A 19154-nucleotide genomic window follows, 5' to 3' on the forward strand; every position below is an offset into this window, starting at 1 on the left:
CATGAAAGCCCAACCCATCGGCGGCAGGCTGGTATCGCCCGTCACGCTCGTTCTCATGGTCCTTATCCTGCTGGCGGCTTTTTTCGGCGCCCAACGCTTCCTGTTTGGCTTCAATTCGGTCGCCAACATCAATGACGGCTTTCCCTGGGGCATCTGGATCGCCTGGGATGTGGTGATCGGCACCGGCCTGGCCTGCGGCGGCTTCGCCCTGGCCCTGCTGGTCTATATCGCCAACCAGAACCAGTATCATCCCTTGATGCGTCCCGCCCTGCTGGCCAGCGTCTTCGGCTACACGCTGGGCGGCGTTTCGGTTATTTTCGATCTGGGCCGCTATTGGAACTTCTGGCACATCTTGTTTCCCACCTACCAGCAATATGGTTCGGTCATGGTGGAAGTGGCCTTGTGCGTGGCCGCCTACATCATCGTTCTGTGGATCGAGTTCAGCCCGGTGCTGGCCGAGAAGTTCGGCTGGACTGGCGTTAAGAAATTCACCGGCAAATGGATGTTCCTGTTCATCGCCCTTGGCGTGCTGCTGCCCACCATGCATCAGTCGTCGCTGGGGTCGCTGCTGATCGTCTATGGCCAGCAGATACATCCTTTGTGGCAAACCATGCTGCTGCCCTTGCTGTTCTTGCTGTCGGCCGTCGCCATGGGCTATGCCGTGGTGGTGTTCGAGGCCTGCGTTTCGACCGCCGGGTTCAAGCGCAAGATCGATCATGAGTTGCCGCTGATCGCCAGCCTGTCGAAGATCATGGCTTGGCTGTTGGTGGCCTTCATCGTCATCCGGCTGGGCGACATCGTGGCGCGCGGCGCTTTCGGCGCCATGTTCACCTCGGGCGTCAAGAGCTTCATGTTCTGGGTCGAGATGACGCTATACGCACTGCCGGTGGCCATGCTGCTGTCGCCGTCGGTCAAGCGCGACGCCAGAATCTACTTCCTGGCCGCCTGTTCGATGCTGCTGGCCGCCGTTCTTTACCGCATCGACGCCTATCTGGTCGGCTATGAAACCGGTCCAGGTTGGAACTACTTCCCTGCCGTGCCCGAAATCATGATCACGATCGGCATCGTCGCCTTCGAGATCCTGGGCTACATCGTTTTCGTCCGCTTCTTCCCCGTCTTGCCCGGGCATGGCCCGGACAAGGCGCACTGAACAGGAGAGCCTGCCGTGTCCCAACGCATCACCATCGATCCCATCACTCGCATCGAAGGCCATTTGCGCATCGACGTCGAAGTCGACGGCGGCAAAGTCAAGAAATCCTGGGCCTCGGGCCAGATGTGGCGCGGCGTCGAGCAGATTCTGCTGGGCCGCGACCCCCGAGACGCCTGGATCATCACCCAGCGTTTCTGCGGCGTCTGCACGACGGTGCACGCCATCACCTCGGTGCGCGCGGTTGAAAACGCGCTGCAGCTTGAAGTGCCGCTGAACGCCCAGTACATCCGCAACATGATCGCCTCGGCGCACGCCATCCACGATCATATCGTGCATTTCTATCATCTGGCCGCCCTTGACTGGGTGGACGTGACCAGCGCCTTGAAGGCCGATCCCGTGAAGGCGGCGGCCTGGATCGAGCAATATACCGACTGGCCCTTGAACAACCGCCACGTCATGACCGACGTCAAGAACAAGCTGGCCACCTTCGTAGGGTCGGGCCAGTTGGGTCCCTTCACCAACGGCTATTGGGGCCATCCGGCGATGAAGTTGTCGCCCGAAGTCAATCTGGTCGCCGTGGCCCACTATCTGCAGGCGCTGGAAGCGCAGCGTCACGCCAACAAGGTGGTCAGCACGCTGGGTTCGAAAAGCCCGCACGTGCAGAACATGGCGGTCGGCGGTGTGGCCAACCCCATCGCGCTCGACAGCCAGTCGGTGCTGTCAATTGAGCGCTTGTTGCTGGTCAAGGAACAGATCGACAAGCTGAACGACTTCATCCAGAAGGTGCTGCTGGTCGATGTGGCCGCCGTGGGCGCCGTCTATGCCGACTGGACCAAATATGGCGCGGGCGTCACCAACTATCTGTCGGTGCCCGATCTGCCCATGGACACCAAGGGCGAAAAGTTCCTGATGCCGGGCGGCTATATCTCGGGCGGCGACATCTCTACCTACAAGCCGATCACCAGCTACCAGGACGCCTATTTCCGCGACGGCGTCGCCGAAAGCGTCAAACATTCCTGGTACAAGGGCGGCAAGGGCGCTCTGCACCCTTGGAAGGGCGAAACCAACCCCGAATACACCGATTTCCAGGACGACGGCAAATATTCGTGGGTCAAGGCGCCCAGCTTCTACGGCAAACCCGCCCAGGTGGGGCCGCTGGCCAATGTGCTGTGCATGTACGCCGCCGGGCACAAGCCGACCCAGGCCTACGCCACCAAGGTGCTGGATACCGCCAGCGCGCTTTTGGGCCAGAAGATTCCGCTGGCCGCGCTTCATTCCACCATCGGGCGCATCGCCGCCAGGGCCATCCGCTGCGCCGTGATGGGCGAATATCTGACCGCCAACTGGCAGGCCCTGATCGACAACATCGCCAAGGGCGACACCAAAACCTTCAATGCGCCGGTTTTCCCCAAGGGCGAACAGATGGGCTTTGGCTATCACGAAGCGCCGCGCGGCGCCCTGTCGCATTGGGTGGTCATCAAGGACGGCAAGATCGCCAATTATCAGGCGGTGGTGCCCACCACCTGGAATGCGGCGCCCAGAAACGAGGACGACGCCATCGGCCCCTACGAGGCATCGTTGCTCGACAATCCGGTGGCCGATCCCGAGCGCCCGCTCGAGGTCTTGCGCACCGTTCACTCCTTCGACCCCTGCTTGGCCTGCGCCGTGCATCTGGTCGATCGCGAGAAACGCAAGATCGTGCAAGTCAAGGCCCTCTGATCCTTCGGGCCTTCCTCGACCCTCCCATTGCCAAAGCGATGGGAGGGTTTTATTTTAGGTCGTTGAGCTATCCTTATTCCCGTCATCGCCGGGCTTGACCCGGCGATCCATGGATGCCCGGATCAAGTCCGGGCATGACGAGGCGGGAAGCGGTTTGCCACTTTGTAGGAAAGAAGCGTCTTATGCGCATCATGGTGCTGGGCATCGGCAATATCCTGATGACCGACGAGGGGATCGGCGTGCGCGTCGTCCAGGAGATGGAAAGCCGCTTTCGCTTCCCGGACTCGGTCGAGATGGTGGATGGCGGGACGTCGGGCATGGAATTGCTCGAACCCATGATGGACCTGGATCATCTGATCGTGGTCGACGCCGTGCGCTCGGGCGATCCGGCCGGCACGCTGATTCGTCTGGAAGACGATGAAGTGCCCGCCCTGTTTCAGACCCGCCTGTCGCCTCATCAGTTGGGCCTGTCCGACGTGCTGGCCACCTTGAAGCTGGCCGGAGGCTTTCCCAAACATCTGGTCTTGCTGGGCTGTGAACCCAAAAGCCTGGAAACCAATATGGGCCTGTCGCCCGAGGTGGAAGCGAAGGTCGAGCCTTTGATCGACGCCACGCTCAAGGAGTTGTCGGCCATCGGCGTCGCACCGCTAAGCGGGATGGCCTGATCATGTGCATGGCCATTCCGTCCGAAGTGATCGCTATCGAGAACGGCATGGCCACCGTGGAATGCTTCGGCGTCACGCGCCAAGCCAGCCTGCTGATGATGGGTGACGAGGTGGAAATCGGCGATTTCGTGCTGATCCAGGCGGGCGGCTTCGTGGCCGAGAAAGTCGATAGGGAGACGGCGCTGGAAACGCAGGCTATGATGGCCGAAGCGCTTTCCCAGCCATCCGCATGACGACACCCGCGGCCGCCTTGGAGGGCGTGTTGCGCGCCCGACTTTGCGTGGAGGGCGGCATGATCAGGTCGGCGCTGGTGGCGCCGCGTCCCACCCCGCCCATCAAATCCTTGCTCAAGGGCCGCAAGCTGGCCGAGGCGGTTCGGCTTCTGCCCCGCCTGTTCAGCCTTTGCGGCATGGCGCAGACCGTGGCGGCCCTGGGAGCCGCCGAAATGGCGCTGGCCTTGCCTGTATCGGCTGCCCAGGTCGCGGCCAGACTGGCTTTTACCCTGGCGGAAACGGTGCAGGAACATGCCACGCGCCTGCTGCTGGACGCTCCCTTGGCGCTGGGCGAAGCGCCCGATGCCCAAGCGGCCAAAACCATCCGCCGCCATGTCGCTGGACTGGTCCCCTTGGTCTGTGCGAACGACGCATGGGTCAAGCCGGGCGGCGGCCAGTTGGACCCTGATCGCAAAGGGCTGGCCGAGTGGCTGGAAACGCTGCGCCGCTTGGTGCTGACCCATCTGATGGCGGGCTGCGACGTGGCCGGACTGACGCAAGCGTCTGAGCTGGAACGCTGGGCCAAGAAAGGCGGCTCGACCGCCGCCCTGGGCATGGCGCGGATCTTCAAGGATCAGCAGGCTAGGCTTGGCGCGAGCGCCACCTTTCTGATGGGGCGGCTGGACCTTGAATTCGTCCGCTCGGCATTGGCCTGTGAAGGCGGGTTGGACTTCGCGAGCGCGCCCAGGAACGCCGACGGCTTTTGCCTGGAGACCGGGCCGTTGTCTCGCCAGTACGAAAATCCGCTGATCAAGGATTTGCATCGCCATTACGGATATGGCTTGGCGGCAAGATACGCCGCCCGGTTGATCGAACTTAGCCATGCCGTAACGGGCATTGCGCTTTCCCTGCCGTTGTTGGACGCTGAAGGGGCCAGCAATGATGATCCGGCAGGCGGCGACGGCGAAGGGCTGGGTAGCGCCGAGGCGGCGCGAGGACGGCTGTTTCACTGGCTGCGCTTGCGAGACGGGCTGGTTGATGACTACCGGCTACTGGCTCCCACCGAATGGAATTTCCATCCCGACGGCGCCTTCGCACAGGGATTGAAAGCCGTTGCGGCCAAGGATGACGAAGCCGTCCTGCGGGCCGCCAAGTTGCATGGGCTGGCGCTTGACCCTTGCGTCTTGCTCAAAATCGAGGTGGACTATGCATGAAATGTCGCTGGCCGACGGGATCGCGCGCATCATTCAAGCCCAGGCCGATGAGCACGGCTTTTCCAAGGTGCTGACGGTGCGAGTCCAAATCGGCCAACTGGCCCATGTCGATCCCGACGCCCTGGCCTTTTGCTTTGGCGCCGTCATGAAGGGCACGCCCGCCGAAACGGCCAAGCTGGTGATCGAGCGCGCCGAGGGGCTGGTCTGGTGTTTGGGCTGCGCCGAACAGGTGGCGATCAAGGTTTGGGGCGAAGCCTGCCCCAAATGCGGCAGTTTCGATCTGAAGGCCGACGGCGGCGACGGCATGCGAATTTTGGATTTGGAGGTCGAGTGATGTGTAGCATATGCGGCTGCGGCGAGCACAAACATCATGGACACGACCATCATCACGACCATGATCATGATCACGGCCATGATCACGATCACGCCCATCATGACCATCCGCACGCGCCGGATCAGGGACGCTTGTTGCGCATCGAGCAAGACATTCTGTCCGAGAACAATCGCTGGGCCGCGCTCAACCGCAAAACCTTCCAGGAGCAAGCGACGCTGGCGCTCAATCTGGTGTCCAGCCCCGGCTCGGGCAAAACGACGCTGCTGGTCAAGACCATCGGCATGCTGAAGGGAAAGCTGCCCTTGGCCGTGGTCGAGGGCGATCAGCAGACGGCGTTGGACGCCGAGCGCATCGAAGCCACCGGCATTCCCGCCCATCAGGTCAATACCGGCAAGGGCTGCCATCTCGACGCCCATATGGTGCGCCATGCCCTGGAAACCCTGCCCTTGGGCGAAGGCGGCGTTTTGTTCATCGAGAATGTGGGCAATCTGGTTTGCCCCGCCGGCTTCGATTTGGGCGAGGCGGCCAAGGTGGCCGTGCTGTCGGTGACCGAGGGCGAGGACAAGCCGCTCAAATATCCCGACATGTTCAGGGCCGCCAGTCTGATGATTCTGAACAAGATCGATCTGTTGGCGCATCTCGATTTCGACGTCGAGAAATGCGTCGAATACGCAAGGCGCGTACATCCCAATATCGGCGTGATCAAACTGTCGGCCCGCTCCGGCGAGGGGATGGAGTCCTGGCTGGCCTGGATCCAAGCCCAGCAGGCCCTGCTGCGCGTGGCGGGATGATTGAATTCGACCTTCCCTTTGATGCACCCGCGGTGCTGGCGGTCGGCGCTTACCTCAAAAACAACGTCGCCGCCGCCAAGGGGCGAAAGGCCGTTGTTTCCGAAGCCAGGGGCAATCTGGAAACGCCCGACGACATCAGGCGTTTCAAGGAAGACCTGCAAAGCATGATCGATTGGTTGGGCGAACCCGCCCGGCGCATCGCCCATGATCTGCATCCCGATTTTCCCAACAGCCGCCACGCTCAAAGCCTGGGCATTCCCGCCCTGGCCGTGCAGCATCATCACGCCCATGTCGCCGCCGTGGCCGCCGAGCATGGCCTTCTGGAACCCGTGATCGGTCTGGCCCTGGATGGTTTCGGCCTGGGGCCAGGCAACCAATCTTGGGGCGGCGAGTTGTTGCTTGTGAACGGTCCTGGGTACGAGCGCCTGGGCCATCTTCAGTCCTTGGCCCAACCGGGGGGCGATGTGGCGGCGCGCCAACCCTGGCGCATGGCGGCTTCTGTTCTGCACGAGTTGGGGCAAACCGGAACCATCGCCCAGCGTTTTTCCGATCAGCAAGGGGCCGAGGTGATCGGGCAGATGCTGGCCCGTTCGGTCAATTGTCCGCGCACCACCAGTTGCGGCCGTTTGTTTGACGCCGCCTGCGGCCTGCTGAATCTGTTGCCGGTGGCCGCATTCGAAGGTCAGGCTCCGATGATGCTGGAAAGCCTAGCTAAGGCCCCCGAAATCATGGCGGGCGGTTGGAAGATCGAGGGCGAGGTCTTGTCCTTCATGCCCCTGCTGGCCAGGCTGGACGGCATGGACGCCGTGCTTGGATCCAATCTTTTCCATGGCACACTGGCCGCCGGACTGGCCGAATTCGCCGCCCTTCAGGCGCAAAAGCGCGGGATCGGACGGGTGGCGCTGTCGGGCGGCTGTTTTTTGAACGCCGTGCTGACGGCCCAAATCGAGCGCCATCTTGCCGCCAAGGGCTTGCAGGCCCTGAAGGCTTGCCGCCTGTCGCCCGGCGACGGCGGCCTGGCCCTGGGTCAGGCCTGGGTGGCGGCGCTTGATCCAGAGACTTTGTTAAGCGGTTAGAGCAAGCAGCAAGCCTTGCATGTTCGATCCCGCCGTTGTAAAGTATCCTGGTTAACTAGTTAGCAACGTTCAGGACAGGTCCATGCCCTCCACCGCCCCTAATTGGTCCTTGTTCGACGCCAAGGCGCGTTTCAGCGAAGTGGTCGAGCGGGCGCGCCATGACGGGCCGCAATTCGTCACCAAGCGGGGCGAGCCAGCGGTGGTGATCCTTTCCGCCGAAGATTATGCGGCGCTGCGCCCCCCTTTGCAGGCTGGAAGGACGTTCAAGGATGTTCTGGTCGGCGGCCCCAAGCTAGATGAGGACGTTATCGATCTCATCAATGCGCGCTCCCGGGATTTTGGGCGCGAGATCGATTTGTGAGATATCTGCTCGATACCAATGTCATTTCGGAGACCCGGCGCAAGGCGCCAAATCCTGATGTTGTTGCATGGATCGAGCGGGCCGCGCCGGACTCGTTGCTCATAAGCGCCCTCACCTTGGGCGAAATCGCCAAAGGAGCGGAAAGTCTTTTGCGCCGCGACCCCGTGGCCGCCAATTCGCTCTATGCCTGGCTGGAGACGATCCAGGCCAATTTCGCCGACCGCGTGCTAGGGATAGACGGCGACGTCTCAATGGCATGGGGCCGACTTTGCGCACATCGTCCGTTGCCCGTCATCGATGGCCTGCTGGCGGCGACCGCTCTGGTCAGGGGCTTGACGCTTGTCACGCGCAATGCGGCGGATTTCACAGGAACGGGCGTGATTTTGCTCAATCCCTGGCTGGACCTGAAGTCCGCTTGATAAGGCCGCGTGCAGCCGCCATAGTCGCAGAAAACAAGGAGCCGCACCATGTGCCTAGCCATGCCCGCCCGCGTTGTCGAGATGAGGGACGACGATCAAGCCGTCGTCGAGCTTGACGGCGTGCGCAAGGAAATCTCGGTGGCCCTGATCGAAGCGCCCCGGGTGGGCGATTACGTCATTGTACATGTGGGCTATGCGCTGTCGCGTCTCGATCCCGAAGAGGCCGCGAAGACGCTGGCCTTGTTCGCCGAAATGCAGGCAGCCGGAGCCGCGGCTTGAAATATATCGACGAATACAGGGATGGCGACTTGGCCAAGGGCTTGGCGTCGGCCATCGCGCGCGAGGCCAAGCCCGATTGCCGCTATCACTTCATGGAATTTTGCGGCGGCCATACGCACGCCATCTTTCGCTACGGCATTCAAGACCTGCTGCCTTCCAATGTGCGCATGATCCACGGACCCGGCTGCCCGGTCTGCGTGCTGCCGATGGGCCGCATCGACGGCGCCATTCATTTAGCCAAGCAGCCGGGCGTCATTCTGGCCAGCTATGGCGACATGCTGCGCGTGCCAGGCGGCGGGCGCGAAAGCCTGTTGAAGGCCAAGGCCCTGGGGGCCGACGTGCGCATGATCTATTCGCCGTCGGATGCGGTGGCGCTGGCCAAGGCGCATCCCGACCGCGAGGTGGTTTTCTTCGCCATCGGCTTTGAAACCACCACGCCGCCCACGGCGCTGGCCATCCGCCAGGCCCATAGGGAAGGGCTTTCCAATTTCAGCGTCTATTGCAACCATGTGCTGACCCCTTCGGCGATCTCCAGCATTCTGGAAGCGCCATCCGTGCGCGATCTGGGCACCGTGCCACTGGATGGTTTCATCGGCCCGGCGCATGTCTCCACCGTGATCGGCAGTCAGCCCTACGACTATTTCGCCGAAGAATATCGCCGCCCGGTGGTGATTGCCGGTTTCGAGCCGCTGGACGTTCTGCAAGCCATCTTGATGTTGATCCGCCAAGTGAACGAGGGCCGTTTCGAGGTCGAGAACGAATTCACCCGGGCGGTGACGAAGGAAGGCAACATGAAGGCCAAGACGCTGGTCGCCGAAACATTCGAGATGAAGCGCTCGTTCGAATGGCGCGGCCTTGGCTTGGTGCCCTACAGCGCTTTGGCCATCAAGCGCCAATGGGCCCAATTCGACGCCGAGGCGCGCTTTATCGTGCCCGAGTTCAAAACCGAGGATCACAAGGCCTGCGCTTGCGGGGCCATTCTGCGCGGCCTGAAAACGCCCGCCGATTGCAGCTTGTTCGCCACCGCCTGCACGCCCGAACATCCCATCGGCTCATGCATGGTGTCGGCGGAAGGGGCGTGCGCTGCCTATTACACCTATGGCCGCCAGCGGAGAAAATCATGAAGCTCGATCTGGAACATGGCGTCGTCGAAATGGCGCATGGCGGCGGCGGGCGGGCCATGGCCAAGCTGATCGAAACCATCTTTCTTGGCAATTTCGACAATCCCTTGCTGGCGCAACACAACGATCAGGCCTGCTTTTCAATGCAGGCCGGACGCGTGGCGATGACCACCGATTCCTATGTCATCCAGCCCTTGTTCTTTCCTGGCGGCGACATCGGCAGCCTTGCCGTGCATGGCACGGTGAACGATCTGGCGATGTCGGGCGCAGTGCCCTTGTATCTGTCGGCGGGCTTCATTCTGGAAGAAGGCTTGCCGCTTGGCGACCTCGCCCAGATCGCGCGCTCGATGGCGGCGGCGGCGCGCGAGGCAGGCGTTTTTATCGTGACCGGCGACACCAAGGTCGTCGAGAAGGGCAAGGGCGACGGCGTTTTCATCAACACCGCCGGAATTGGCGTGATTCCCGATGGCGTGGCGCCCTCTGGCGAGCGCGCTAGGCCCGGCGACGCGATTTTGGTGTCGGGCACGCTGGGCGATCATGGCGTGGCGGTGATGAGCAAGCGCGAGAATCTGGCCTTCGAGGTCGATATCTTGTCGGACGCGCAGGCCTTGAACGGGCTGGTGGCCGCCATGGTGGCAAAAGTGCCGGACATCCATGTGCTGCGCGATCCCACCCGGGGCGGTTTGGCCGCCACGCTGAATGAAATCGCCAGGCAAGCCAAGGTCGGCATGGAATTGGACGAGCGCGCCATTCCCATCAAAGGGGCCGTGCGCGCCGCCTGCGAATTCCTGGGGCTTGATCCCTTGAACGTCGCCAACGAAGGCAAGCTGGTCGCCATCTGCGCAGGCGATCAGGCAGAGCGCCTGCTGGCCGTTATGCGCGCACATCCCAAAGGGGCGGACAGCGCCATCATCGGGCGCGTGACCCAGGATGCCGATTGCTTCGTGACCTTGAAGACCGCCTTTGGCGGAACCCGCATGGTCGATTGGCTGACCGGCGAACAACTGCCGAGAATCTGCTGATGCGCATTTTGTTGCTCGCCCATTCCTTCAACAGTCTGACCCAACGCGTCTGGGTGGAACTGCAAGCCCTCGGCCACGAACTGGCCCTAGAGCTTGACATCAAGGACAGCGTGACCGAAGAGGCCGTGGCGCTGTTTCGACCCGACTTGATCGTCGCCCCTTTCTTGAAGCGCGCCATTCCGCCTAGCGTTTGGCAGGCCGTGCGCTGTCTTGTCATTCATCCCGGCCCCTTGGGCGACCGTGGCCCCGCCGCCCTTGATTGGGCTATTCTGGAGGGCCGTTCGCAATGGGGGGTGACGGTGTTGGAGGCGGCAGCCGATTTCGATGCCGGCCCCGTCTGGGCGCACCGCGCGTTCCAAATGCGCGCCGCCAGCAAGGGCAGCCTTTACCGGCGCGAGGTCAGCGATGCAGCCATCGACGCGTTGCAAGAAGCGATTGCCAAGATCGAGGCGGGCGAGAAACCGACGCCAGCGCCGGACGGGGCGTTCCGCTCGTTTGTACCGCAAGAACTTCGCGCCATCGATTGGCGAACCGACAAGGCGGCGGACGTGCTTCGCAAGATCCGCTCGGCCGACGGAGCGCCGGGCGTTCGCGACGTCATCGATGGTCGCGAGTTTTATCTGTTCGACGCCGAGAGTGCCGATCTGCAAGGGCCGCCTGGAGCTTTGCTGGCCAGCGACGGCGCCCGATTGGCCAGGGCATGCGCCGACGGCGCCGTCTGGATCGGCCATCTCAGGCCGACCGGATCCGAACAACTGAAATTGCCCGCCACGCATTACTTAAAGACAGAGGGCTTGGCCCAACAGGACCCCAGCGACATCGCCTATGAGGAGCAAGGAGCGGTGGGCGTGCTGCGCTTTCCCTTCTACAACGGCGCCATGAGCACATCGCAATGTCTTCGCCTGCGCGATGCCTTCCTAGCGGCGGCCAAGCGCCCGACCCGCGTCATCTTGCTGGCGGGCGGCGAGGATTACTGGTCGAACGGCATTCATCTGGGAACCATCGAGGCCGCGAAAAGCGTTTCCGACGAATCTTGGGACAACATCAACGCCATCGACGATCTGGCCGAAGCGATCATCACCTGCGGCTCGCATTTGACGCTGGCCGCCATGGCGGGCAATGCCGGAGCGGGCGGCGTGTTCCTGGCCCTGGCCGCCGACCGGGTGGTGATGCGCGGCGGCATCGTGCTGAACCCGCATTACAAAGGAATGGGAAATCTCTACGGGTCGGAATATTGGACCTATCTTCTGCCCAAGCGCACGACCAAGGAACAAGCGCTGCGCATCCTTGAGGCGAGGCTTCCCATGGGCGCCGCCGAGGCCCTTGATCTGGGTCTAGCCGACGTCGTTCTCAGCAAGGACATGGCCAGCTTTGCGCAAGAAGCGCTTGGTTGCGCCGCAGCAATGGCGGCGGGAGATGGGTTCTTGGAAAAGTTGGCGGCCAAGCGCCAATCTCGCGCCGACGACGAAGCGGCAAAGCCGCTGTCGGCCTATCGCGCAGAAGAGCTTGAGCGAATGCGCCTTAATTTCTACGGCTTCGATCCCAGCTATCATGTGGCGCGCTATCACTTCATCTTCAAATCGGCCAAGTCGCGCACCCCTCTTTACCTGGCACCCCATCGGCGTGCTAAACTTGTCGCATGAGCAAGCCGACCATCCTGGTCATTGACGACGAGATACGCTCGCAAGAAGCGCTCAGACGCGTGTTGAGCGAGGAGTTTTACGTCTTCACCGCTTCGGGGGCCGAGGCGGCCGAGACCTTGCTGGAGCAAGAACGGGTCGAGGCGATCCTTTGCGATCAGCGCATGCCGGGCGAGACCGGCGTCGCCTTCTTGAAGCGCGCGCGCGAACGCTGGCCGGAAACGGTGCGCATCATCATCTCGGGCTACACCGATTCCGAAGACATCATCGCGGGCGTCAACGAGGCGGGAATCTACCAGTACGTCACCAAGCCATGGGAGCCGGAGGCGCTGCTGGAAATCGTGCGCGAAGCCACGCGCCTGTTCAGGCTGCAAAGCGAAAACCATGCGGCCAGCCTGGAGATCAAGCTCGATTCCAAAAGCCTGGGCCGCGTGGTGGCCGACAAGCGCAAATCGCTGAAAAGCCGCTTTGGCTTTGATCGCCTGCTTTGTTGCGACGCCAGCCCTCTGAAAGGGGCAATCGATTTGGCGCGCCGGATCGCCAGATACGACATTCCCGTGCTGATCACCGGCGAGTCCGGCACCGGCAAGGAATTGCTGGCCCGCGCCCTGCACTATAATTCGCACCGCGGCGAAAAGCCCTTCGTGGTCGAGAATTGCGGCGCCCTTCCCGACACGCTGCTGGAAAGCGAATTGTTCGGCACCAAACGGGGCGCCTTCACCGGCGCCATGGAAGACCGCATCGGCCTGTTCGAACAGGCCAGCGGCGGCACCATCTTCCTGGATGAAATCGGCGACACCTCGCCCGCCTTCCAAGTCAAGCTGCTGCGCGTGTTGCAGGAAGGCGAAATCCGCCCGTTGGGGGCCAGGGGGCCACGCAAGATCGACGTGCGCGTCATTGCCGCCACCAACCGCGATCTGGAACGAGACGTGGCGGAGGGGCGCTTTCGACGCGATCTTTATTATCGTCTCGCCGGATTGCGCTTGCATGTGCCGCCGCTGCGCGAGCGGCCGATGGATTTGCCCCTGATCGCGCAGCGGCTGGTCGAACAGGCGGCGAAATCGTTTGGCAAGAAAATCGGCGTCATCGCGCCGGAAACCCTGGCCCGCCTGCAAGACTATGACTGGCCGGGCAATGTGCGCGAGATGCAAAACGAAATCAGCCGCATGGTGGCGCTGGCCGATGGGCCGGAGCTTGGCCCCGATTTGCTAAGCGAACCCGTTCGCGAAAAGCGTCCGGCGGCGCAGTTCGGCTTTGCATCCATTCAATTGCCGGAACCGCAGGGCGCTTTGAAGGATCACGTCGAGCGGCTCGAGGAACGTTTGATCGCCGAATCGCTGCGCCGTCACCGCCACAATATCAGCCGCGCCGCCGAGGAACTGGGATTGTCTCGGGTGGGCCTGCGCGCCAAGTTGCAACGTTATGGCCTCGAGCGTCTCAACTGATCGGGCGCTGCCCGACATGCTGGAACAGGTGGGCGGTCTCAATCTGACCGGCTTGCAGGAAACCGCCTGGATCGAAGTCATCCGCAAGATGGAAGAGGTCTATTCCGACCTCATCCGCTACGAAGTCGACCTGGAAAGCAAGAACGACGCGCTTGAACAAGCACACCGTTTCATCGGCAGCGTTCTGTCCTCGATGTCCGACGTGCTGCTGGTCTGTGACGGCAAATGCCAGATTCAGCAGGTCAATCAGGCCTTGCTCGATCTGACCGGCCAAGCCGAGGCCGATTTGCTGGGCGAACCCCTGACCACCTTGCTGCCCTTTGCCGGACAAAGCCTGGTGGAATCTTTGCTGGGCCTGTCCGGCGCCCAGCCGGTCCAGGACCGCGAAGTGCGCTTTCTGGCCAAGTCGGGCGAGGCGACGGAACCCGTAGCCCTTAATGCGTCGTTGCGCCGCGACGCGTTGGGCCAGCCCGCTGGCTATGTGCTGATCGGGCGTCCGGTGGGTGAATTGCGCCGCGCCTATGAAGCGCTGGAGACGGCGCATGCCGATCTGAAGGCCGCCCAGCAACAGTTGGTGCAGTCGGAAAAGCTGGCCTCTTTGGGGCGCTTGGTCGCGGGCGTGGCGCACGAGCTTAACAATCCTGTCAGTTTCGTGCTGGGCAATGTGCATTCCCTGGCGCGCTATCTCGACCGCCTGACCAGCTATGTCGATGCGGTGCACGAGGGGGCGTCGGCCAGGGCGCGCGAAAAGCTGCGCGCCGAACTGTCCATCGACGCCGTGCTGGCCGATCTTGGGCCTCTGATCGACGGCACGCGCGAGGGCGCTGGGCGGGTGGCCGAGATCGTGCGCAACCTGAAGCGTCTGTCCTTTACCAATCCAGGCGGCGCTGAAATTTTCAATCTGGCCGAGGTGGCGCGCACGGCTGGCGAATGGGCGGCGCGCGGACGAAAGAAGCAGGCGGAACTGGCTTTCGACCTGCCTGCCAGCTTGAACGTGCGCGGCAATGCCGGCGCCATTCATCAGGTGCTGGTCAATCTGGTCGAAAACGCGCTGGACGCCATGGAAGACGTCAAGCAAGCCAAGCTGTGGCTGAGCGCCAGGGCCGAAGGGGCCAGCGCCGTGGTCGGCGTGCGCGACAATGGTCCGGGCATCGCCGACGACAGCCTGCTGAAAGTGTTCGACCCTTTCTTCACCACCAAGCCGCCCGGGCGCGGCACCGGTCTTGGTTTGTGGATTTCTTGGAACATCGTGAAAGATCACGGCGGCGCCATCGAGGCGGGCAACCATCCCGACGGTGGTGCTGTGGTGCTGTTCACGCTTCCATTGGCGACAGATGGCAAGGGCAAGCGCTCTACAGCGTCCGGGCCAGTTCCAGAAACGCCCTGATTTTGTCGGGATTCTTTTTGCCAGGCGCGTCTTCGACGCCCGAGGAGACGTCCACCTCTTTGGCGCCGCTTGTCCGTACGGCTTCGGCCAGATTGCTGGGCGTCAATCCGCCCGCCAGCATCCAAGGCAGGCGGATGCGCAGGTTGGCCAGCAGCGTCCAGTCGAAGCTGTTGGCGTTGCCGCCGGGGCGCGTCGCCCCCTGGGGCGGCGGCGCGTCGAACAGCAATCGGTCGGCGATGTCGGCATAGTCCTTGACCGCTTGAAGATCCTGCGGACCCGCCAGCGGCAGGGCCTTCATGACGGGGCGCTTGCACTGTTTGCGAATGGCGGCCGTGCGGGCGGGCGTTTCCTTGCCATGCAACTGTATGAGGTCAAGCGGCGCGTGATGCAGAACGGTTTGCAAAAATTCGTCGCTTGGATCGACGAACAGGCCAACCTTGACGATGCCGGTCGGCACGCGATGCATCAGACCCGCCGCCAGTTCCGGGGCGACGTTGCGCGGGCTGGGCGGGAAAAAGACGAATCCCAAAAAGGACGCGCCATGCCGGGTCGCGGCATCGACGCCGACAGCGTCGTTCAGCCCGCAGATTTTTGCGGCGATCATGGCAACACGGCTGGTAGGGCAGGCGCAGACTTTTCCAGGGTCTTGATCTGGCGGGCGCGCTCACGGGACAGACGGCGCGATTTGCCGCCCGCCAACCAAGCGGCGGCGCCGCCCAGCAAAACGCCCAGGGTCAGCGGCGCCAGAACAAGGAAAAAGACCGGGGTGGCGATTTCATAGGGCAGGGGCCACAGCGACACCGCCGCCGATTGACGGTTGACGACCGCGAACACGACCAAAAGGCCGGTGATCGGCAGAAGAATCAGTAACTTTAGCAGTCGCAGCATAACGCCCCCCGCTGTGGGGCGGGCCGCATCAGCCCACCGTGTTCAGACGTTCCCGCAATTGCTTGCCGGTGCGAAAGAAGGGAACGAATTTCGACGACACCGACACCGACTGTCCGGTGCGGGGATTGCGCCCCTGTCTGGCGTCGCGCCGCTTCACGGAAAAGGCCCCGAAGCCGCGCAATTCCACCCGGTCGCCTCGGGCCAGCGCCTCGCCGACCTCATCGAAGATGGTCGTGACGATACGCTCGACGTCGCGCTGGTAGAGATGGGGGTTCAATTCCGCCAGGCGGGCGATCAGTTCGGATTTGGTCATGGTGGGCATCCCTCGTCGCATGAGACCCTCAGGCTGCCAAATGGGGGGCGGCGCGTCAAGCATCCCCTTGAGAAAATCGATTAATTTAGCTGGAATGGCCCGGCTGAAGGGCTGACTTGGCGCGGCGCACCCGTTCAGCGGGCAGGAAAAAGCCGACCGAGGCGCCTTTGCCCGGCTCGCTTTCGACGGTCATGGTTCCCCCATGCATCTCGATCATGCTCTGGGCGAGGGGCAGGCCAAGGCCTGTCCCCTCCTGGCGCCGGTTCATGCCGCTGTCGACCTGCATGAAGGGCGTCATGGCCTTTTGAATGTCCTGGGGCGACATGCCGATCCCGGTGTCGGTCACCCTGAAGAGCAGGCTTTCATCCGGGTTCTGCCTGAGCGTCAGCGTCACCTTGCCGCCCTCGGGCGTGAATTTGACGGCGTTGGACAGCAGGTTCAGCAAGATCTGCTTGATGCGCCGTTGGTCGCCCACGACGGCGGGCAAGGATTCGTCTGGCAGATCGAGAACGAGCGTGCAATGCGTCTTGAGCGCCCTGGCTTCCAGCAGACGCAGGCTGGACCGCGCGACCGAGACGGGATCGAAGATGGTTTCATACAGATCCATCGTGCCCGCCTCGACCCGCGAAATGTCCAGAATGTCGTTGATGATGTCCAGAAGATGGCGGGCCGACACTTGGATGTCGTGCGCGAAGGTTTTGTAGCGCGGCGTTCCCAAAGGTCCTAAAAGTTCCTGCTCCATGATGTCCGAGAAGCCCAGCACGGCGTTCAAGGGGGTGCGCAATTCATGGCTCATATTGGCCAGGAATTCCGATTTGACGCGGTTGGCCATCTGGGCCGCGTCCCTGGCCGTGACCAGGGCCTTTTCGGCTTCCTTGGTCTTGGTGACGTCGCGCAACGACGTGACGTGCAGCACGCGCCCGCGAAAGAACAGATCGGCGCCTCGGGCCTCGGCGACAATTTCATGTTTGTCCTTGCAACAAAGGCGAACTTCGGACTGACCGGCAGCGACGTCGCCGGACGCGTTCTGGAATTTCGCGCGGTCCTCGGGATGCACCAGTTCTAGAACCGACATGCGCTTGATGTCGTCGGGCGCAAAGCCGGTCATTTCCACCAGCCGCGTGTTGAAGTCGTAGATGTGCGCCCAGTCGTGAATGACCAGCCCCTCCCACGCCGCTTCGGCCAGACGGCGGAACCTTTCTCCGCTTTCCGTCAGCTCGCGCTTGACGGCATCTCGGCCCTCGACCTGAATGCGCAAGCGAAAGGCGGCCAAAATCAGAACAGCGGACAAGAAGGATATCAGGGCGGTCAGACTGGCGCCGCCGCTCCAGAACGACAATCGGCTGGGATAATCCAAGCTCCAGCCCTGCAGCGGAATGGCGGCTAGGCGCCATTTGCCGCCGGGCACGTCAATGTCGATGGTGATCGGGTGCTCGTCGAACAGGCTGGGTTCTCCCCAAACCATGCCGCCGCCAGCACCTAACCCATCGCGGCCTCGAACGGCGGCGCGAATGCCGATGCGGTCGGCGGCAGTGCGAAATCCGGCTTCGTCGAAAATCGTGTCCGCCTCGATGATTACGCTGACCAAACCCCAGAACTCGGGTTGACCGCGTTGACCAGCATGCAAAAAAACAGGCGTTATCGACGCCAGCCCCAAACCGCCCTGGTCCAGCGAATAGGGACCGGCCATCATCACGCTCCGCTTGGCGACCGCCTCCATGACGACATTCGCCAATTCGGGACGCGCCAGAAGATTGCTTCCCAGCGTCTGGCGATTGCCTTGCAGGGGGAAAACATGGGTGACGACGTTGTTGCGGGCCAGAGCGATGCTGCGCACGCCGGTGCGTCCCGCCAGCAGAATGCGCGAGATGGCGTCGAATTCGGCTGGCGAGATGTCATGCTGGCTTCTGACCAGCGCCTCCATGCCTTGGCCCAGGAACAAGCGCTGGTCGAGCGCACTTTCCAGTCGGTTCTTCAACAGCGACAGTTGCTGGCGAACCTCGCTTGCCTGCGCATTCTGATGCTTCGTCAGGTTGGCGTGATCAAGATAGGCCATCAGCGCCAGCCCCGCCATGAAGACCAGAACGGCGGCCAGCAGGGCGGGGACTACGCGGCGTGTCGCCGAATCCTTGGCACCGTCGGCGGTCTGTTCGGCGGTGTCGTTGAACAGCTTGATCATGTCGCTCCATTCGCCCGCTGGGGCGAATGGGAATTATAGGGCAAGGGCCGGGGATGGCAAAGCGTGGGCGCTGCCGATAACAGCCTTTTTGAGCTTTTCGAAAGCCTTCGCCTCGATCTGACGCACCCTTTCGCGCGAGATGCCGTATTCGGCGGCCAGCGCCTCCAGCGTTTGCGGCTCGTCTCTTAGGCGTCGTTCGGAAATGATGTGGCGCTCGCGCTCGTCAAGCAGTTCCAGCCCCGATTTCAGCCAAGCAAGGCCGCGGCTGGTCTCCTGGCGTTGAGACAGCATGGTCTCGGCATCCTCGGTTTCGTCCTCCAGCAGGTCCTGGCGTTCGACGACCGAGTCCATTCTGACCGGGGCGTTCAGCGAGGTGTCGCGGCCAAACAGCCGCCGGTTCATCGTCTGCACTTCGCTGGCCGAAACTTCCAGCTTGTTGGCGATTTCCAGGGCTTGCGCCGGTTCGATGTCGGCCTGATCGGACAAGCCAAGCGATGTCTTGATGCGCTTTAAGTTGAAGAACAGCTTTTTGTGCGCCGCCGCCGTGCCGATCTTGACCAGCGACCAGGATTGCAAAACATATTCGGTGATCGACGCCCTGATCCACCACATGGCGTAGGTCGCCAGGCGAAAGCCGCGCTCCGGCTCGAACTTCTTGACGGCGCGCATCAGGCCGATATTGCCCTCGGCGATCAGATCGGCCACCGGCAAACCGTAATTCTTGAAACCGAAGGCGATCTTGGCGACCAGACGCAGATGGCTGGTCACCAGCCGATGCGCGGCGTCGATGTCGCCATGCTCGTTCAGACGCTTGGCCAGCATATATTCTTCCCCGGCCGTAAGAACCGGAAAGCGGCGGATGTCTTGAAGATAGCGCCTCAGCCCATCGGGGGCCGGGGCGGCTAGCGAAATGGGCAAATTAAGGGCGTCGGTTGTCAT

21 protein-coding genes are annotated in these 19154 nt (G+C 62.4%); 16 read left to right on the forward strand and 5 right to left on the reverse strand.

The features are described 5' to 3' along the window. The first annotated feature begins 1 nt into the window (after nucleotide 1). The 16 genes from hybB to HQL44_07410 all read left to right on the forward strand — a co-directional run bounded on the left by hybB (nucleotide 2) and on the right by HQL44_07410 (nucleotide 14835). The gene (hybB, locus tag HQL44_07335) at nucleotides 2-1150 is read left to right on the forward strand and encodes a Ni/Fe-hydrogenase cytochrome b subunit (protein MBF0268389.1); all 1149 of its coding nucleotides are present in this window, start codon (nucleotides 2-4) and stop codon (nucleotides 1148-1150) included. 15 nt (nucleotides 1151-1165) lie between these two features. Next, a complete protein-coding gene (locus HQL44_07340; GenBank protein MBF0268390.1) occupies nucleotides 1166-2869 on the forward strand; it encodes a nickel-dependent hydrogenase large subunit in 1704 nt (567 codons plus the stop codon). A 182-nt stretch (nucleotides 2870-3051) separates the two neighbouring features. Next, nucleotides 3052-3534: a HyaD/HybD family hydrogenase maturation endopeptidase gene (locus tag HQL44_07345; GenBank protein ID MBF0268391.1), complete on the forward strand. Its 483-nt coding sequence runs from the start codon at nucleotides 3052-3054 to the stop codon at nucleotides 3532-3534. A 2-nt stretch (nucleotides 3535-3536) separates the two neighbouring features. Next, nucleotides 3537-3767, forward strand: coding sequence for a HypC/HybG/HupF family hydrogenase formation chaperone (locus HQL44_07350; GenBank protein MBF0268392.1), 231 nt, complete (start codon nucleotides 3537-3539; stop codon nucleotides 3765-3767). Then, complete coding sequence (locus HQL44_07355; protein ID MBF0268393.1) at nucleotides 3764-4960, forward strand: nickel-dependent hydrogenase large subunit; 1197 nt, start codon at nucleotides 3764-3766, stop codon at nucleotides 4958-4960. The genes HQL44_07350 and HQL44_07355 overlap by 4 nt, the downstream gene beginning before the upstream one ends. Next, entirely contained in the window at nucleotides 4953-5294 is a 342-nt protein-coding gene (gene hypA / locus HQL44_07360) for a hydrogenase maturation nickel metallochaperone HypA (protein MBF0268394.1), read from the forward strand. Before HQL44_07355 ends, hypA begins: the two co-directional genes overlap by 8 nt. Beyond that, nucleotides 5294-6085, forward strand: a complete 792-nt coding sequence (gene hypB / locus HQL44_07365; GenBank protein MBF0268395.1) for a hydrogenase nickel incorporation protein HypB — start codon at nucleotides 5294-5296, stop codon at nucleotides 6083-6085. Before hypA ends, hypB begins: the two co-directional genes overlap by 1 nt. Then, nucleotides 6082-7161: a hydrogenase maturation protein HypF gene (locus tag HQL44_07370; GenBank protein MBF0268396.1), complete on the forward strand. Its 1080-nt coding sequence runs from the start codon at nucleotides 6082-6084 to the stop codon at nucleotides 7159-7161. Before hypB ends, HQL44_07370 begins: the two co-directional genes overlap by 4 nt. 82 nt (nucleotides 7162-7243) lie before the next feature. Beyond that, entirely contained in the window at nucleotides 7244-7522 is a 279-nt protein-coding gene (locus HQL44_07375; protein MBF0268397.1) for a type II toxin-antitoxin system Phd/YefM family antitoxin, read from the forward strand. Then, nucleotides 7519-7941: a type II toxin-antitoxin system VapC family toxin gene (locus tag HQL44_07380; protein MBF0268398.1), complete on the forward strand. Its 423-nt coding sequence runs from the start codon at nucleotides 7519-7521 to the stop codon at nucleotides 7939-7941. The genes HQL44_07375 and HQL44_07380 overlap by 4 nt, the downstream gene beginning before the upstream one ends. A gap of 48 nt (nucleotides 7942-7989) precedes the next feature. Then, nucleotides 7990-8220 carry a HypC/HybG/HupF family hydrogenase formation chaperone gene (locus tag HQL44_07385; GenBank protein MBF0268399.1) on the forward strand — a complete coding sequence of 77 codons (231 nt, stop codon included), beginning with the start codon at nucleotides 7990-7992 and terminating at the stop codon, nucleotides 8218-8220. Further along, entirely contained in the window at nucleotides 8217-9344 is a 1128-nt protein-coding gene (gene hypD / locus HQL44_07390) for a hydrogenase formation protein HypD (protein ID MBF0268400.1), read from the forward strand. The genes HQL44_07385 and hypD overlap by 4 nt, the downstream gene beginning before the upstream one ends. Further along, on the forward strand, nucleotides 9341-10363 hold the full coding sequence (gene hypE, locus HQL44_07395) for a hydrogenase expression/formation protein HypE (protein ID MBF0268401.1): 1023 nt from the start codon (nucleotides 9341-9343) through the stop codon (nucleotides 10361-10363). The genes hypD and hypE overlap by 4 nt, the downstream gene beginning before the upstream one ends. Then, nucleotides 10363-12006, forward strand: coding sequence for a hydrogenase maturation protein (locus HQL44_07400; GenBank protein MBF0268402.1), 1644 nt, complete (start codon nucleotides 10363-10365; stop codon nucleotides 12004-12006). The genes hypE and HQL44_07400 overlap by 1 nt, the downstream gene beginning before the upstream one ends. Further along, nucleotides 12003-13448 carry a sigma-54-dependent Fis family transcriptional regulator gene (locus tag HQL44_07405; GenBank protein MBF0268403.1) on the forward strand — a complete coding sequence of 482 codons (1446 nt, stop codon included), beginning with the start codon at nucleotides 12003-12005 and terminating at the stop codon, nucleotides 13446-13448. The genes HQL44_07400 and HQL44_07405 overlap by 4 nt, the downstream gene beginning before the upstream one ends. Beyond that, complete coding sequence (locus tag HQL44_07410) at nucleotides 13426-14835, forward strand: PAS domain-containing protein (GenBank protein ID MBF0268404.1); 1410 nt, start codon at nucleotides 13426-13428, stop codon at nucleotides 14833-14835. The genes HQL44_07405 and HQL44_07410 overlap by 23 nt, the downstream gene beginning before the upstream one ends. Here the strand turns inward: HQL44_07410 and HQL44_07415 are convergent. From HQL44_07415 to rpoH, 5 genes are all read right to left on the reverse strand, one after another. Continuing rightward, nucleotides 14801-15439 carry a phosphoribosylanthranilate isomerase gene (locus HQL44_07415; GenBank protein MBF0268405.1) on the reverse strand — a complete coding sequence of 213 codons (639 nt, stop codon included), beginning with the start codon at nucleotides 15437-15439 and terminating at the stop codon, nucleotides 14801-14803. The genes HQL44_07410 and HQL44_07415 overlap by 35 nt on opposite strands. Then, the gene (locus HQL44_07420) at nucleotides 15436-15723 is read right to left on the reverse strand and encodes a DUF1049 domain-containing protein (protein MBF0268406.1); all 288 of its coding nucleotides are present in this window, start codon (nucleotides 15721-15723) and stop codon (nucleotides 15436-15438) included. The genes HQL44_07415 and HQL44_07420 overlap by 4 nt, the downstream gene beginning before the upstream one ends. A gap of 28 nt (nucleotides 15724-15751) precedes the next feature. After that, nucleotides 15752-16036, reverse strand: a complete 285-nt coding sequence (gene ihfB / locus HQL44_07425; GenBank protein MBF0268407.1) for an integration host factor subunit beta — start codon at nucleotides 16034-16036, stop codon at nucleotides 15752-15754. 85 nt (nucleotides 16037-16121) lie between these two features. After that, nucleotides 16122-18215, reverse strand: coding sequence for a CHASE domain-containing protein (locus tag HQL44_07430; GenBank protein ID MBF0268408.1), 2094 nt, complete (start codon nucleotides 18213-18215; stop codon nucleotides 16122-16124). Between the two features lie 33 nt (nucleotides 18216-18248). Beyond that, nucleotides 18249-19154 (reverse strand): RNA polymerase sigma factor RpoH, encoded by a 906-nt coding sequence (gene rpoH / locus HQL44_07435; protein MBF0268409.1) that lies wholly within the window; start codon nucleotides 19152-19154, stop codon nucleotides 18249-18251.

This window comes from Alphaproteobacteria bacterium (genome assembly GCA_015231795.1).
Classification (GTDB): Bacteria; Pseudomonadota; Alphaproteobacteria; order Rhodospirillales; family WMHbin7; genus WMHbin7.

Coding starts and splice junctions, on each gene's coding strand:
- hybB (MBF0268389.1), top strand. CDS start 2: ATGAAAGCCCAACCCATCGGCGGCAGGCTGGTATCGCCCGTCACGCTC.
- HQL44_07345 (MBF0268391.1), top strand. CDS start 3,052: ATGCGCATCATGGTGCTGGGCATCGGCAATATCCTGATGACCGACGAG.
- HQL44_07350 (MBF0268392.1), top strand. CDS start 3,537: ATGTGCATGGCCATTCCGTCCGAAGTGATCGCTATCGAGAACGGCATG.
- HQL44_07355 (MBF0268393.1), top strand. CDS start 3,764: ATGACGACACCCGCGGCCGCCTTGGAGGGCGTGTTGCGCGCCCGACTT.
- hypA (MBF0268394.1), top strand. CDS start 4,953: ATGCATGAAATGTCGCTGGCCGACGGGATCGCGCGCATCATTCAAGCC.
- hypB (MBF0268395.1), top strand. CDS start 5,294: ATGTGTAGCATATGCGGCTGCGGCGAGCACAAACATCATGGACACGAC.
- HQL44_07370 (MBF0268396.1), top strand. CDS start 6,082: ATGATTGAATTCGACCTTCCCTTTGATGCACCCGCGGTGCTGGCGGTC.
- HQL44_07375 (MBF0268397.1), top strand. CDS start 7,244: ATGCCCTCCACCGCCCCTAATTGGTCCTTGTTCGACGCCAAGGCGCGT.
- HQL44_07385 (MBF0268399.1), top strand. CDS start 7,990: ATGTGCCTAGCCATGCCCGCCCGCGTTGTCGAGATGAGGGACGACGAT.
- hypE (MBF0268401.1), top strand. CDS start 9,341: ATGAAGCTCGATCTGGAACATGGCGTCGTCGAAATGGCGCATGGCGGC.
- HQL44_07400 (MBF0268402.1), top strand. CDS start 10,363: ATGCGCATTTTGTTGCTCGCCCATTCCTTCAACAGTCTGACCCAACGC.
- HQL44_07405 (MBF0268403.1), top strand. CDS start 12,003: ATGAGCAAGCCGACCATCCTGGTCATTGACGACGAGATACGCTCGCAA.
- HQL44_07410 (MBF0268404.1), top strand. CDS start 13,426: ATGGCCTCGAGCGTCTCAACTGATCGGGCGCTGCCCGACATGCTGGAA.
- HQL44_07415 (MBF0268405.1), bottom strand. CDS start 15,439: ATGATCGCCGCAAAAATCTGCGGGCTGAACGACGCTGTCGGCGTCGAT.
- HQL44_07420 (MBF0268406.1), bottom strand. CDS start 15,723: ATGCTGCGACTGCTAAAGTTACTGATTCTTCTGCCGATCACCGGCCTT.
- ihfB (MBF0268407.1), bottom strand. CDS start 16,036: ATGACCAAATCCGAACTGATCGCCCGCCTGGCGGAATTGAACCCCCAT.
- HQL44_07430 (MBF0268408.1), bottom strand. CDS start 18,215: ATGATCAAGCTGTTCAACGACACCGCCGAACAGACCGCCGACGGTGCC.
- rpoH (MBF0268409.1), bottom strand. CDS start 19,154: ATGACAACCGACGCCCTTAATTTGCCCATTTCGCTAGCCGCCCCGGCC.